The 14,713-nt window shown below is 60.0% G+C and carries 15 protein-coding genes; 10 read left to right on the top strand and 5 right to left on the bottom strand.

Annotation, left to right across the window (positions count from 1 at the left end; genetic code table 11):
- The first annotated feature begins 2 nt into the window (after positions 1–2).
- From hflC to cfaB, 4 genes are all read left to right on the top strand, one after another.
- The gene (hflC, locus tag JL015_RS20635; protein WP_201019747.1) at positions 3–1,028 is read left to right on the top strand and encodes a protease modulator HflC; all 1,026 of its coding nucleotides are present in this window, start codon (positions 3–5) and stop codon (positions 1,026–1,028) included.
- Positions 1,025–2,098, top strand: a complete 1,074-nt coding sequence (hflK, locus tag JL015_RS20630; protein ID WP_201019746.1) for a protease modulator HflK — start codon at positions 1,025–1,027, stop codon at positions 2,096–2,098. The genes hflC and hflK overlap by 4 nt, the downstream gene beginning before the upstream one ends.
- Entirely contained in the window at positions 2,095–4,008 is a 1,914-nt protein-coding gene (locus tag JL015_RS20625) for a cation-translocating P-type ATPase (RefSeq protein ID WP_201019745.1), read from the top strand. Before hflK ends, JL015_RS20625 begins: the two co-directional genes overlap by 4 nt.
- 201 nt (positions 4,009–4,209) lie before the next feature.
- Positions 4,210–5,394 carry a C17 cyclopropane fatty acid synthase CfaB gene (gene cfaB / locus JL015_RS20620; RefSeq protein ID WP_201019744.1) on the top strand — a complete coding sequence of 395 codons (1,185 nt, stop codon included), beginning with the start codon at positions 4,210–4,212 and terminating at the stop codon, positions 5,392–5,394.
- A 1-nt stretch (position 5,395) separates the two neighbouring features.
- On the opposite strand, the gene cls is transcribed toward cfaB, so the two are convergent.
- On the bottom strand, positions 5,396–6,835 hold the full coding sequence (gene cls / locus JL015_RS20615; RefSeq protein WP_201019743.1) for a cardiolipin synthase: 1,440 nt from the start codon (positions 6,833–6,835) through the stop codon (positions 5,396–5,398).
- A gap of 147 nt (positions 6,836–6,982) precedes the next feature.
- On the opposite strand from cls, the gene JL015_RS20610 reads away from it, so the two are divergent.
- Positions 6,983–7,504, top strand: a complete 522-nt coding sequence (locus JL015_RS20610; protein WP_201019742.1) for a DUF3617 domain-containing protein — start codon at positions 6,983–6,985, stop codon at positions 7,502–7,504.
- Between the two features lie 188 nt (positions 7,505–7,692).
- Complete coding sequence (locus tag JL015_RS20605) at positions 7,693–8,916, top strand: N-acetylmuramoyl-L-alanine amidase (RefSeq protein ID WP_201019741.1); 1,224 nt, start codon at positions 7,693–7,695, stop codon at positions 8,914–8,916.
- Between the two features lie 6 nt (positions 8,917–8,922).
- On the opposite strand, the gene JL015_RS20600 is transcribed toward JL015_RS20605, so the two are convergent.
- The gene (locus JL015_RS20600; RefSeq protein ID WP_236124002.1) at positions 8,923–9,255 is read right to left on the bottom strand and encodes a glutamine synthetase; all 333 of its coding nucleotides are present in this window, start codon (positions 9,253–9,255) and stop codon (positions 8,923–8,925) included.
- Positions 9,256–9,466: 211 nt separating this feature from the next.
- On the opposite strand from JL015_RS20600, the gene zigA reads away from it, so the two are divergent.
- On the top strand, positions 9,467–10,675 hold the full coding sequence (zigA, locus tag JL015_RS20595) for a zinc metallochaperone GTPase ZigA (protein WP_201019740.1): 1,209 nt from the start codon (positions 9,467–9,469) through the stop codon (positions 10,673–10,675).
- Positions 10,675–11,325, top strand: coding sequence for a DUF1826 domain-containing protein (locus JL015_RS20590; RefSeq protein ID WP_201019739.1), 651 nt, complete (start codon positions 10,675–10,677; stop codon positions 11,323–11,325). Before zigA ends, JL015_RS20590 begins: the two co-directional genes overlap by 1 nt.
- On the opposite strand, the gene JL015_RS20585 is transcribed toward JL015_RS20590, so the two are convergent.
- Positions 11,322–11,696, bottom strand: a complete 375-nt coding sequence (locus JL015_RS20585) for an NADH:ubiquinone oxidoreductase (protein ID WP_201019738.1) — start codon at positions 11,694–11,696, stop codon at positions 11,322–11,324. The genes JL015_RS20590 and JL015_RS20585 overlap by 4 nt on opposite strands.
- 55 nt (positions 11,697–11,751) lie before the next feature.
- On the opposite strand from JL015_RS20585, the gene JL015_RS20580 reads away from it, so the two are divergent.
- Positions 11,752–12,726 (top strand): CobW family GTP-binding protein, encoded by a 975-nt coding sequence (locus JL015_RS20580; protein ID WP_201019737.1) that lies wholly within the window; start codon positions 11,752–11,754, stop codon positions 12,724–12,726.
- Here the strand turns inward: JL015_RS20580 and JL015_RS20575 are convergent.
- Positions 12,708–13,100 (bottom strand): DUF3301 domain-containing protein, encoded by a 393-nt coding sequence (locus JL015_RS20575; RefSeq protein ID WP_025262584.1) that lies wholly within the window; start codon positions 13,098–13,100, stop codon positions 12,708–12,710. The genes JL015_RS20580 and JL015_RS20575 overlap by 19 nt on opposite strands.
- A gap of 114 nt (positions 13,101–13,214) precedes the next feature.
- Between JL015_RS20575 and pdxY the strand changes: the two genes are divergently transcribed.
- A complete protein-coding gene (gene pdxY / locus JL015_RS20570) occupies positions 13,215–14,081 on the top strand; it encodes a pyridoxal kinase PdxY (protein WP_201001293.1) in 867 nt (288 codons plus the stop codon).
- A gap of 51 nt (positions 14,082–14,132) precedes the next feature.
- Here the strand turns inward: pdxY and JL015_RS20565 are convergent, their stop codons facing one another.
- Positions 14,133–14,618, bottom strand: a complete 486-nt coding sequence (locus tag JL015_RS20565; protein ID WP_025262582.1) for an acyl-CoA thioesterase — start codon at positions 14,616–14,618, stop codon at positions 14,133–14,135.
- Between the last annotated feature and the right edge of the window lie 95 nt (positions 14,619–14,713).

Here is a 14,713-nt window from a genome sequence, read left to right as displayed (position 1 = left end):
CCTTGAGTCTGTTCCATCATCACCATGATCATCACGACCACAGCGACCATGCCCATGGGGGGCATCACCACTATCATCACGATGAAGCCGTCGGCTCAGGGAAGCGTCCCTGGCTGCGAATGGGGCTGGCGGTATTGCTGATTGCATTTGCGGTCGCCACGGCGAGTCTGGTGCAGGTTCGTTCGGGGGAGGCGACGGTGATTACCCGCTTCGGCAATCCGTCCCGCGTCTTGCTGGAGCCGGGCCTGAGCTGGCGCTGGCCTGCGCCGTTCGAGGCGGCGATCCCTGTGGACCTGCGTTTGCGCACCACCTCCAGCGGTTTGCAGGATGTGGGCACCCGCGATGGTCTGCGCATCATCGTCCAGGCTTATGTGGCGTGGCAGGTGCAGGGCGATGGGGACAACGTGCAGCGTTTCATGCGCGCCGTACAGAACCAGCCCGATGAGGCTGCCCGGCAGATTCGCACCTTCGTCGGCTCGGCGCTGGAAACCACCGCCAGTAGCTTCGACTTGTCGAACCTGGTCAATACCGATGCCAGCAAAGTGAACATCACGGCTTTCGAGAACCAGCTGCGCCAGCAGATCGAGCAGCAGTTGCTCACGACTTATGGCGTGAAAGTCCTGCAGGTCGGCGTGGAGCGCCTGACCTTGCCTTCGGTGACGCTCAGCGCCACGGTCGACCGTATGCGTGCCGAGCGTGAAACCATTGCCACCGAGCGCACGGCCGCCGGCAAGCGCGAAGCCGCGCAGATCCGTTCGGCTGCCGAGCGTGATGCGCGGATCGTCGAAGCCGATGCCACGGTCAAGGCGGCGGATATCGAGGCTCAGTCTCGGGTCGAAGCCGCCGAGATCTATGGCCGCGCCTATGCGGGCTCGCCGCAGCTCTACAACCTGCTGCGCTCCCTCGACACGCTGGGCACGGTGGTGACGCCGGGCACCAGGCTGATCCTGCGCACCGATGCCGCGCCGTTCCGGGTGCTGGTGGACGGGCCGCCAACACTGGACGGCAAGAGTGGATCGCAGCCATGAGCGAGCCTTCAGGCGTCGAGGCAGAAGCGCAGCGTCCGGCGGTCAACAGCCCATGGTTGCAGGCCAGTCGTCTGGCGTTTCTGGGGTTGTATGGCGTGACGCTGTTGGCGGCCCTGGGCTGGATGACTTCCAACGTGCGACAGATCGATCCCCAGAACCGTGCCGTGGTCATGCGCTTCGGTGAGCTGGAGCGGATCCAGAACGCCGGTTTGCTGATTGCCTGGCCGCAGCCGCTGGAGCGTGTGGTCCTGCTGCCTTCGGCGGATCGGGTGATCGAGCGCCGGGTGGAAACCCTGTTGCGCTCGCCTCAGGCCCAGAAGGCCGATGAGGTCGCAACCTTTGCCGTGCCCATGAGCGATGCACTGGCCGGCTCCGGCTTTCTGCTGACGGGCGATGCGGGTGTTGTCCAGCTCGACGTGACGGTGTTCTACAAGGTGACCGATCCATATGCTTTCGTTCTTCAGGGCGAGCATGTGCTGCCTGCATTGGATCGGCTGGTCAATCGCAGCGCCGTGGCGCTGACGGCGGCGCGAGATCTGGACACTATTCTGGTTGCCCGTCCCGAGCTGATCGGAGCTGACAGCAAGGCTGCCGAACGGCGTGAGCGGTTGCGTGGCGATCTGGTGCGCGGCATCAACCAGCGTCTGGCTGAACTGGAGGCGACAGGCGCTGGAGTCGGTATCGAGGTGGCGCGGGTGGATGTGCAGTCCAGCTTGCCCAAGGCCGCCGTCAACGCCTTCAATGCGGTGCTGACCGCCAGCCAGCAAGCGGACCAAGCCGTGGCCAACGCCCATAACGATGCGGAAAAGCTCACTCAGGCTGCCAACCAGCAAGCCGACCGAACCTTGCAGGTGGCGCATGCCCAGGCGTCGGAACGATTGGCCAAGGCCCAGACCGACACCGCGACCGTTGCCAGCCTCGCGCAGTCGATCCAGAACCGCAACGATCCTGGTCTGTTGCAACGCCTCTACCGTGAGCGCGTGCCGAAAATTCTCGGTCAGGCCGGATCGGTCACTACTGTCGACCCCAAAGACGATTCCCGCCTGATCATTCAGGGAGCTGAACAATGAGTGGCGAAGCCGTTCACACCCACGCCAGACCCGAAGCGGCCAGCCTGCTGAGCGGGGCGGAGCAACGTAGCGCGGCCCGTCAGTTGACCCTGGCCATGCTGGCTTTGGGCTTATTGGGGCTGGGCCTGATCTGGCGTTTGATTGCGCCTGAGCAGACCGGCGTCAGCCAGTTGCTGCTGGGCGCGGCCTCGCTGTTGGTGGCAATCCCGGTGATCAGCGCCGGTTGGCATAGCTTGCGTCACCCAAGCCTGCATGGCATCACCGACCAGTTGATTGCGCTGGCGATGCTGGGTGCATGGGCTACAGGCGACCTCATGACGGCGGCCTTGCTGCCGATCATCATGATCTTCAGCCATGTACTGGAAGAGCGCAGCGTGATCGGTTCCCAGGAAGCCATTCAGGCGCTGGGCCAACTGACCCGCAGCCACGCCCGGTTGATCAAGGCCGATGGCAGCATTCATGAAGTGGACAACTCGACGTTGCAGGCTGGCGATCAGGTCGAGGTGCGGGCCGGTGATCGGATGCCTGCCGATGGCCGGGTGATTTCCGGTCAGGCCAGCCTCGATACGTCCTCCATTACCGGCGAGTCCATACCGCTGGAAGCTCAGACCGGAATGGAAGTCTACGGCGGAGCGATCAACCTTGATGGCCTGCTGCGCATCGAGGTGACGCGCATTGGCGACCAGTCCACGCTGGGCAAGGTCATTGCGCTGATGCAAAGCGCCGAACGTTCCAAGCCGCCGATCACTCGTCTGCTGGAGCGTTATGCCGGCAGCTACATGGTGCTGGTGTTGCTGATTGCCGCGCTGACCTGGTTCATCACTCAGGATGCTCAGGCGATGCTGGCTGTGCTGGTCGCTGCCTGTCCTTGTGCGCTGGTGCTTTCGGCTCCGGCCACGGCCATTGCGGGCATTGCCGTGGCGGCCCGTCACGGGATTCTGATCCGCAGTTCGGCATTTCTCGAAGAGCTGGCGGACCTGACGTCGCTGGTTGTGGATAAAACCGGCACCCTGACGTTTGGCAGCCTGCGTCTTCAATCGATCCAGGACAGCACGGGGCATGCAGACCTGCTGCCGTTGGCGGCCAGCCTCGGGTCGGCCAGCAGCCATCCGGTCAGCCGGGCACTGGCCGGGCTGGTGGACAAGGATCAACTGCTGCCGCTCAGCGATATTCGCGAACGTCAGGGCCTGGGTGTGGTGGCTTCGACAGCCCATGGCGAAGCGGCATTGGGACGTCCCGAGCTGTTTGAGCAATTGGGAATTACCACGCCTGCGGTGCCCGAGCATGACGGCCCGTTGGCCGGGCTGGCGCTGGGCGGGGTATTCCAGGCTTGGTTGTTGCTGTCGGACAGCCTCAAGCCCGAGGCGAGCAAGGCGCTGGCCGAGTTGCGCGAGCTGGGCCTGGGACGGCAATTATTGCTGACCGGTGATCGCCAGACCGTGGCCGACAATCTGGCGCGGGAAGTGGGGATCGTCGATGTTCAGGCTCAGGCACTGCCTGAAGACAAGCTCAACCGGGTGAAGGGTGAAATTGCCCAGGGCTTCAGACCGATGGTCGTCGGTGACGGGATCAACGATTCGCTGGCCTTGAAGGCAGGTGTTGTCGGCGTCGCCATGGGCGCAGGTGGTGCCGATATCGCGCTGGCTTCGGCGGATATCGTGCTGATCGGCAGCGATTTGCGTCGTCTCGGCACCTGCGTACGCCTTAGCCGCCTGTGTCGCCAGACGTTGCAAGTGAACGTGATCATCGGCCTCGGCTGGACACTGGCTATTGTTGCACTGGCAGCCTTTGGTCTGCTGGGTGTCGCTGGCGCCATGGTTGCGGCTGTGCTGCATAACCTCAGCACGTTGCTGGTGCTGGGTAATGCCGGGCGTTTGCTGCGTTTTCAGGAGCCGCTACTAAAATTGTAAGACGGCACTCAAGCTCGAAGAACTCTGTTACAAATTGATGGTCATTCAAGACTAGGGTGATCCATGAAAGGCTGCACGTTTGGCTCGAATCAGTGGGCACAAGGCCGTTCCCGGTAGTTTTTCTTTCATGCCAATAGCCTCGGTTCTGACTGAACCGTCTGGACTACCTTTCTCCAGCTTCTGGATAGGGGGGCAACTCATATGAATGTGCAACTTCCAACGGCCTTGCAGAATCTCCACTTGCCATTGCGTCTCAAGCTTTGGGACGGTCATGAGCTGGATCTGGGGCCTGCGCCCAGTGTCACGATTTTCGTCAAAGACCCGATGTTGGTTTCCGACTTCACCCATCCCAGCCTCGGCCTGCTGGGTAGCGCCTTTGTGGAGGGGCGTCTGGAACTGGAAGGTTCGATCAGTGAAGTCGTGAGGGTTTGTGACGAGTTGACTCACGCCTTGCTGGTGAATGAAGACTCCATCTCTCCTGTGCGCACTCAGCACGATAAAGCCACCGACGCGGCGTCGATCTCCTATCACTACGACCTGTCCAACGACTTCTATCAGCTATGGCTCGATACGGAGATGGTTTATTCCTGCGCTTACTTCAAGACGGGAAGGGAAACGCTTGAGCAGGCGCAGCAGGACAAGTTCCAGCATCTGTGCCGCAAGTTGCGCCTCAAGCCCGGTGAGTACCTGCTGGATGTCGGTTGTGGATGGGGCGGTCTGGCACGTTTTGCGGCGCGTGAGTATGGGGTGAAGGTGTTCGGGATCACCCTTAGCCACGAGCAACTGGCGCTTGCCCGGGAGCGGGTCAAGGCCGAGGGTTTGCAGGACAGGGTCGAGCTGCAATTGCTCGACTACCGCGATCTGCCGCAAGACCAGCGTTTCGACAAGGTGGTCAGCGTGGGCATGTTCGAGCATGTGGGCCACGGCAACCTGCCGCTCTACACCCAACGCCTGTTTGGTGCCGTGAAGGAGGGTGGTCTGGTGATGAATCACGGGATTACGGCCTTGCACACCGATGGCCGTCCGGTTGGGCGTGGAGCTGGGGAGTTCATCGACCGGTATGTGTTCCCCAACGGCGAGTTGCCGCATCTGGCGATGATCAGCGCGCATATCAGTGAAGCAGGCCTGGAAATCGTCGACGTCGAAAGCCTGCGTCTGCATTACGCCAGGACGCTGGAGCACTGGAGTGCTCGCCTTGAGGCGCGCTTGAGCGAGGCTGCCGCCATGGTGCCGGAACACACCCTGCGTATCTGGCGGCTATACTTGGCAGGTTGCGCGTATGCATTCGCCAAGGGCTGGATCAATCTGCACCAGATCCTGGCCGTCAAACCCTTTGCCGATGGCGGGAACGGTTTGCCGTTGACCCGTGAAGACATCTATCGGTGATTTACAGGATCGGCGAAATCAACCGCGCCACGCGCATGCCCAGTTGGTGCAGGTGGCGGGTTTCGCGGCTTTCCTGAAGGGAGATCTCGTGGCTCAGGTTGAAGTCGGCACTCAGCATGGCTTCAACCTCACGGGCGAAGTCCGTATCGACGGTCAGCAGCATCAGCTCGAAATTCAGCCGGAACGAGCGGTTGTCCAGATTGGCGCTGCCGATGGCGGTGATCTCGTTGTCCACCAGCACCACCTTCTGGTGCAGGAAGCCCGGTCTGTAGCGGAACACTCGCACGCCAGCCCGCACGGCATCGAAGGCGTACAGGCTGGAGGCGGCGTACACCACGTAATGGTCGGGGCGCGAAGGCAGCAGCAGTCGCACATCCACACCGCGCAGCACTGCCAGGCGCAACGCTGCCGAGACGGCTTCGTCAGGGATAAAGTAAGGGCTGGTGATCCAAACCCGCTCGGTCGCCGCGTGGATGGCTTCGACAAAGAACAGCGAGCAGGTTTCCTGGGCATCGGCCGGACCGCTGGCCAGTAACTGACACAGCACGCCCTGTTCAGGAAATGATTCGGGAAGGTTCATGGGCGGCAGTTCGCGGGTGGCCCAGAACCAGTCTTCGGCGAACGACTCCTGCAGGCAGGCGACCACCGGACCGATGACCTGCACATGGGTATCGCGCCAGGGCGACAGGGGCGGTTTGAGCCCCATGTATTCATCACCGACGTTGTGCCCGCCCAAATAACCTTTCAGCCCGTCGACCACCACTATCTTGCGGTGATTGCGGAAGTTGATCTGGAAGCGATTGAGCCAGCCGCCATGGGTGGCAAAGGCCTTGATCTGTACACCGCCTGCGCGCAGCTTTTCGCTGTAGGAAGCGGGCAGGGCATGGCTGCCGATACGGTCATAGAGCACGAAAATCGCCACGCCCTCGGCGGCTTTCTTCAGCAGCAGCGTTTGCAGGCGACGCCCAAGGTCATCGTCATGAATGATGAAGAACTGCACCAGAACCGTCTGCCGGGCCTGCTCGATGGCCGCGAACATGGCATCGAAGCTGGCCTTGCCATTGATCAACAGTTTGACCTCGTTATTGGCCAGAGCCGGCATGCGCCCGAGCTTGGGCATGGCGCGCAGCGATGCGTAAGCATCCGAGCGGCGCGCGGCGACGGCTTCTTCGATCCAAGGGCGCCAGTTCAGGTTGGTGATAGCGTTGCGCATTTCGCTGTTGGCGTCACGCCGGGCCTTGATATAGGCATCAAACGAACTGCGCCCGAAGACCAGATAAGGGATCAGGGTGAAGTAAGGAATGAAGAACAGCGGCATTGCCCAGGCAATCGCGCCTTGCGCGGTGCGCACGGTCAGCAATGCATGGATGGCAGCAACTGCGCCCACCAGATGAATGAAAGCCAGGACGTAGCCGAAGAAATACGGGCTATGGAAATCCATAGGTAAACGATGCTCCTTAACTTTGCGCCTACAACAGACCATAGCCGCTCGGGATTGTCGCTATTTTGATCCGGGTGCAACTGGTTACAGCTTATGTCGTCTAAGATGCGGCCTATCTGGGTAATGTTCTTACGAGGAATCTTTTTAATGAACAAACGCGCGTTGGCGTTGATGTTTTGTCTGGCTGCACCTGTGGCTCATGCTCAGGTGCTGCAACCTGGTTTGTGGGAACTGACCTCCAGCAACATGCAGGTCGATGGTCAGGCGCTGCCGGATCTGCAACTGATGCTGGGCCAATTGAAAAACCTGCCTCCCGAGCAGCGCGCCATGATGGAACAGATGATGCAGAAACAAGGCGTCACTCTGGGTGGGCAAGGCGTGCGATTCTGCCTGACCGAGGCGCAGGTCAAATCGGACAATATTCCTCTTACCGATCCAAAATCCGGCTGCTCGCAAAAGATCACCGCACGTAACGGTCAGACCTGGAACTTCCAGTTCAGTTGCCCCAAGGCGCAAGGTACCGGGCAGGCCCAGTTTCTCAGTAACCGCGAATTCACCACCAAAGTGGTCGGCACCTTCAACGCTACAGGCCAGCAACAGAATGGCAGCATGGACACACGGGCTGTCTGGTTAGGGCCGCAATGCGGTGCAGTGGCTCCACGAAACTGATTACGTTCCACGTGGAACATTTTTCTTTTCGGTCATGCACTTACTGCCCCTGATTGCAGGTTTCTCGACAGCGCCAATCTTCATGTAAGGCTTCAAGTTTCACTTGTAACGTGGTGTTATATTATTACTATTGTTGCGGTGATACTTTTCATGAGCCTGGATGCTCGCCTTGTTTCGTGAGACCTGCCATGCACAGACGTCAAATCCTGCTCAATATGCTTCTGGCCAGCGCTGCGCTGGCCTTGCCTTTTGGGGCTTACGCCACGCAGATTCGCAATGCCCGACTGTGGCGCAGCGATGACAAGCTGAGGCTGGTGCTCGATTTGAGCGGGCCTGTGCAATACAAGACTTTCACGCTGGCTGCGCCTGACCGCTTGATCATCGATGTCAGCGGTTCGCGGCTGACCGGGGATTTCAGCCAATTGGCGCTGGATCGAACGGTGATCAAGTCGATTCGTTCCGGGCATTACGGCCATGGTGATGACACGCGCATCGTGCTGGATCTCACCGCGCCTGTGCAGCTCAACAGTTTTCTGCTGGGGCCGGAAGGCGGGCAGGGGCACCGCCTGGTACTGGACTTGAGTTCTACTGCCAGCGCGCCGGTGCAGATGGCTGCCGTTGCGCCACCTCCACCGGCTCAGGTTTCGGACAAGGCTCATCCCAAGCGCGACATCATGGTGGTGGTCGATGCGGGGCATGGCGGCAAGGACCCTGGCGCTGTCGGTTCCCGAGGCGAGCGTGAGAAAGACGTTGTGCTGTCCATTGCTCAATTGCTTGCCAAGCGCTTGAAGCGTGAGAAAGGCTTCGATGTGCGGCTGGTGCGCAACGATGATTTCTTTGTTCCCCTGCGCAAGCGTGTGGAGTTTGCCCATAAGTCCAAGGCCGACATGTTCATCTCGGTGCATGCCGATGCTGCGCCGCGGCTGACAGCCTCCGGCGCTTCGGTGTTTGCCTTGTCCGAAGGCGGCGCGACATCGGCGACGGCGCGGTTCATGGCCCAGCGTGAAAACGGCGCCGACCTGCTGGGCGCCACCTCGTTGCTCAATCTCAAGGACAAGGACCCGATGCTGGCCGGGGTGATTCTCGACATGTCGATGAACGCTACCATCGCCGCCAGCCTGCAACTGGGCCATACCGTGCTGGGCAGCCTGGAAGGCATCACCACACTGCATCAGAAGCGCGTGGAACAGGCGGGGTTTGCGGTGCTCAAGTCACCGGACGTGCCTTCGATTCTGGTCGAGACGGGGTTCATCTCCAATAGCCGCGATAGCCAGAGACTGGTGACTGCACGCCATCAGCAGGCCGTGGCCGATGGTTTGTTCGAGGGCTTGCAGCGTTACTTCCAGCGCAACCCGCCGCTGGATTCCCACATGGCTTGGGTTCAGGAGCAGAAGAAACAGGCGCAAGCCTGACGTTGCTCAGTGGCAGCCATTCAGACGGCTGCAAGTGATCTTGCTGCGTGTGCCATCGGAGCTGGAAACCCGTGTGATGGTGGTCCAGCCGATACGCTGGATGGTGCCTATCCAGGCATCGCCATTCGAGGCCAGGCCGGTGAAGAAGGTCAACTGATCAAACCGGCTGTTGGTCTGCGCCCAGCGTTTTTTGCCAATCACCTCATAGCCCCGTAAATACGTGGTCGAACCTGCGGTGAAGACGCTATAGCCATTGCCTTGCGCATCGCTGCACGCCAGCAGGTTCGCGCTACGGGTACAGGTCGCCATATCTACGCTGGGCCGCGGGCCTGCCGCCATTATTTGTGTGCTGATCAATAGCAGTAACGTGAACAAGCCTTTTGAAATGTGTTTCACGCAGACGCCCTTTGTCGAACAGGTTGGCAATTTTGCATCGTTATACTATAACATTGTCGGGTGATTAGAGCTGGCTGCCAACGGTGTCGATAACAGGCCCGGTGCAGCCTATATCAACAAGGTGCAAGCCTTGCAACCTGGCCCGAGAATCCTGATGCCCAATCGTCTGCCTGTTACCGTTTTGTCCGGTTTTCTTGGAGCCGGGAAAAGCACCCTCCTCAATTACGTGCTGCGCAACCGCGAAAACCTGCGAGTGGCCGTTATCGTCAACGATATGAGCGAGATCAATATCGATGGCGGCGAAGTTCAGCGTGATGTCAGCCTGAATCGTGCCGAAGAAAAGCTCATCGAGATGAGCAACGGCTGCATCTGCTGCACGTTGCGCGAAGACCTGCTCGAAGAAGTCAGCCGTCTGGCTCAGGATGGGCGTTTCGATTATCTGCTGATCGAATCCACGGGCATTTCCGAACCCTTGCCGGTGGCCGAAACCTTTACCTTCCGCGATGAAGCGGGCAAGAGCCTGGCCGACATGGCGCGGCTGGACACCATGGTGACGGTGGTCGATGGCGTCAATTTCATGCTCGATTATCAGGCTTCCGAAAGCCTGGCGACCCGTGGCGAAACCCTGGGCGAAGAGGATGACCGCTCGATTACCGATCTGCTGATCGAGCAGATCGAGTTCGCGGATGTGATCCTGCTCAGCAAGATCGACCTGATCAGCTCCAGCGAACGTGAAGAACTGATGGCCATCCTCAAGCGCCTCAACGCCCATGCCGAGATCGTGCCGATGGTGATGGGCGAGGTGCCGTTATCGACCATCCTCAATACAGGTCGTTTCGATTTCGAGCGAGCTTCACAGGCGCCGGGCTGGCTCAAGGAAATGCGCGGCGAGCATGTGCCGGAAACCGAAGAGTACGGCATCGCCTCCACGGCTTACCGGGCGCGTCGTCCTTTCCATCCAGAGCGTTTTTTCAACTTCATCGATCGCCCATGGACCAACGGCAAACTGCTGCGCTCCAAGGGCTTCTTCTGGCTGGCGAGCAAATACAAGGATGCGGGCAGCTGGTCCCAGGCTGGCGGCCTGATGCGGCATGGTTTTGCAGGCCGCTGGTGGCGCTTCGTGAGTCGCGCGCACTGGCCGCAGGATCAGGAGAACATTACGTCGATCATGGACAACTGGTCGCCTGAAACCGGCGATTGCCGTCAGGAGCTGGTGTTCATCGGGCAAAACATCGACTTCGCCCAACTGATCGCAGAGCTGGATGACTGTTTGCTTACCGACGACGAACTGGCCATGGGCGCGGAGAGCTGGCGCCTGTTGCCTGACCCGTTTGGTGACTGGTACGACGAGGAGGCTGCCTGATGCTGGCACCCGTATTGAAGTTTCAGCCCCGTGCCCGTCAGGTGCAGGGCGAGACGCCCGAAGTGTTGGGGCAGGTGCTGGAAGACGGCGTCAACCTGTCTGTCTGGCAGCGCCAGTTGCCCGCGCATATCGAGGACTTCGGTGCATTGCTGTTGTCCCTGAACGAGCCCCTGTCTGAGTCCATGACTCTGGAAGTGCAGGGCGGTGATGTCGAGCCCAATCTGCAAGGTCTGGCCTCGGGCTATTCCGACTTGCAAGGCTATGACGGATTCATCGCGGACGTGTCATGGCTGGTCAGTGCTTATGCATGCCTGCTGGGCGCCGAATGTGTCGGCCTGCGCTTGCGAGCGCTGGACAAAGCCATGTGCCCGCGCTTTCACGTCGATCACGTGCCGGTGCGGCTGGTCACCACCTATGCCGGGATCGGCAGCCAGTGGCTCAAGGAAAACGCCATCGACCGCAAGCAACTTGGCAGTCCAGAGGCCGAACCGCAGGACCCGAGCCGTTTCCAGCAGATCCATTGCGGGGAAGTCGCCTTGCTCAAGGGCGAGCGCTGGAGCGGTAACGAAGGTTTGGGGCTGGTGCATCGTTCGCCACAACTGGAGCGCAACGAACGGCGTTTGATCCTGACCCTGGACTGGCTGGCCTAATTGGGCGTCAGCCACTTGCCCTTGCTTTGCCCCTCACAAAACGGCTTGAGGTAAAGCGCGTCGCTGGCAATGCCGTAATAGTGGATATTCTCGTGATAGGGCATATTGGCAACCTGTGCGTTGCTGCATATGCCAAAGGCACCTGCCGGACAACTTTGCGAGAAGGTCACTTCTGTTTTCTGGCCTGCCAGTTGCGGTTGGCAGAAGCCGTCGCGGAACAGGTCTTCCGGGATATTCAGGTTTTCCTGACAGACTTTGACGTCTAATCTCTCAGCCTGGCTGTGCACCAGACACGCTTGGGCCAATACCTTGCCCGATGCCATTGTCAGCAGCATCAACGCCAATCGAACAGGCAGCCTGATGGCTCGCATTGTCAGCTTTCCTTCATCATTGTTTGCAAACGACACTCTCCAGAAGCGACTCCAGATGCTGCAGAACATCCCGACCCATGTGATTGGTGGCCCGCTGGGCGCCGGCAAGACCAGCCTTATCAGGCATCTGCTGAGCCAGAAACCGGCCGATGAGCGCTGGGCGGTGCTGATCAACGAGTTTGGCCAGATCGGTCTGGATGCTGCGCTGTTGGCCGTGGATGCCGATGGTATCGCACTTGGCGAAGTGGCTGGCGGCTGCCTGTGCTGCGTCAACGGCGTGCCGTTTCAGATCGGCCTGGGACGCCTGTTGCGCAAGGCCAGGCCTGACCGCCTGTTCATCGAGCCTTCGGGCCTGGGCCATCCGGCACAGCTCATGGCCCAGTTGCGCCAGGCACCATGGCTGGGTGTGCTCAGTGTGCAACCTGGCGTGATGGTGCTCGATGCGATCAGCATGGCGGCAGGTCAGCCGCTACCGGTTACCCAGCAGGATGCGTTGGCGGGTGCAGGTCTGGTGGTGATGAACAAGGCGCAGGGTATCGACGATGCGTCACGCAGGCGTTTGGCCGAGGCATTGCCGGAGCATTCGCTGATCTGGGTTGAGCAAGGCCAGCTTGCGTTGGCACAACTGCCCGGTTTTCTGGAGCGCGGAGCTGTGGATAACCGTGCTGTGGATAACCTCATTCTGCCCCCAGGCCTCGGACAATTGCCTGCTGTCTGGAATGATCCGAACGAGCCGATCTGTCTGAGCCAGAAAAGCACGGACGGCTGGAGTATCGGCTGGCGCTGGCATCCTTCCCGGCAGTTCGATCGGGCAAAGCTGCTGCAATGGCTGGAAAGCCTGGCGTGGCGGCGCGCCAAGATGGTTATCCACAGCCCGGAAGGCTGGTTTTCAGCCAATGGGCTTGAGAGCTCTCGCCTTGAATGGCAAGGCAGCGAGTGGCGCCAGGATTCGCGTCTGGAACTGATCTTCCAGACGCCACAGGACAGCGCAACGCTACAGACGCAATTGGCTCACTGCTTGCGTTGTTGATGAGTCTCGCGCCACTTGTTCATTTCGATGATTTCGGCGCTAGGTGGTGGCGTTTTAATTTCAAACGGGTAGGGTGCGAGTTCGATCTGGGCCGAATGGGCACCGAACATCGTGATAGTGCCGGGATGGCGCTGTTCGCCGGTGACCGTGAACTCGAAGCCATAGATGCGTGCCAGACGCCTGTGGCCCTGAGCATCGCGGACAAAGGCCAGGCGGCGCAGAGCGACATTGCCGTCGAGCAGTTCCAGGTCGAGCCGGGCACAATGCTGTTTGACCCGCTCCAGCGCTCGCTCGCGCAGACCGTGGGCATGCCACAACCAGGCTGCCGCACTTGCGAACAGCATCAGCACGAAAATGTTTCCCAGGGTCAACATGGCAGAGTGCTCCTACTCAGGAGTCTTCAGCTTAACTGCCCGAAGTGATTTACAGCCATACTGCGCGACTTAAATTTCTTATTACTGCACTTGCATCGTGTTCAGGATCTTCCCATGAAACGTACACCTCACTTGCTCGCCATCCAGTCCCACGTGGTGTTCGGCCACGCAGGCAACGGCGCAGCGGTGTTCCCTATGCAGCGTATCGGGGTCAATGTCTGGCCGCTCAATACGGTCCAGTTCTCCAACCACACCCAATACAAGCAATGGACCGGCGAAGTGCTGGCTCCGCAGCAGATTCCGGCGTTGATCGAGGGTATTGCGGCAATTGGTGAACTGGGCAACTGCGATGCCGTGCTTTCCGGCTATCTGGGCAGCGCGGCGCAGGGCCGAGCGATTCTGACGGGTGTGGCGCGTATCAAGGCGGCCAACCCCAAGGCGCTGTACTTGTGCGACCCGGTGATGGGGCATCCCGAGAAGGGCTGCATCGTTCCGGCCGAGGTCAGCGATTTTCTGCTGGAAGAAGCTGCGGCAGTGGCAGATTTCATGTGCCCTAACCAGCTGGAGCTGGACAGCTTTGCCGGTCGCAAGCCCGAGTCCCTGCTCGATTGCCTGGCCATGGCGAGATCGTTACTGGCGCGAGGCCCCAAGGCTGTGCTGGTCAAGCATCTGGATTACCCCGGCAAGGTGGCGGATGGTTTTGAAATGTTGCTGGTGACCGCTGATGCCAGCTGGCACCTGCGTCGTCCGCTGCTGGCCTTTCCACGTCAGCCTGTGGGCGTGGGTGATCTGACGTCCGGCTTGTTCCTGGCGCGTGTGCTGCTGGGTGATGATCTGGTGGCGGCTTTCGAGTTCACGGCTGCGGCAGTGCATGAAGTGCTGCTGGAAACCCAGGCTTGCGGCAGCTACGAGCTGGAGCTGGTGCGGGCACAGGACCGGATTGCCCATCCGCGGGTGCGGTTTGAGGCGGTGCGGCTGTAATGGTCTTGGCGAATGAATTCCCATAGTGGGAATTCATTCGTGAACAACGTATTACAGGGATTCTTCCTTGATCTCCTGATAACGCTTTTCCAGCTCCTGGCGAATCTGGCGGCGTTGCTGGGCCTGGATGAAGCGGCGTTTGCCTTCGGCGGTTTCCGGCTCCAGCGGCGGGACGCTGGCTGGTTTGCGGTTGTCGTCCACCGCGACCATGGTGAAGAAGCAACTGTTGCTGTGACGCACCGAGCGCTCGCGGATGTTCTCGGTCACGACCTTGATACCGACCTCCATCGAGGTATTGCCGGTGTAGTTCACCGAGGCCAGAAAGGTCACCAGCTCACCGACGTGAACCGGCTCGCGGAAAATCACCTGATCCACAGACAGCGTCACCACGTAGCGACCGGCATAACGGCTGGCGCAGGCGTAAGCGACTTCATCCAGATACTTGAGCAAAGTACCGCCATGTACATTGCCAGAGAAGTTGGCCATGTCCGGGGTCATCAATACAGTCATCGACAGCTGGGCGTTTCCGGGTTCCATAGCGTACTCACACGGTCAAGGTCATCATGAGTGGCGCCTTATGCTGACGCTCACGGGGGGTGGTTCAATACCTGCAACGACAGTTATCGGGACGT

This window comes from Pseudomonas cichorii, assembly GCF_015471405.1.
GTDB classification, from domain to species: domain Bacteria; phylum Pseudomonadota; class Gammaproteobacteria; order Pseudomonadales; family Pseudomonadaceae; genus Aquipseudomonas; species Aquipseudomonas serbiensis.
The sequence above is the reverse complement of the archived record's forward strand: the minus strand, read 5'-3'. Positions and strand labels throughout refer to the sequence as shown.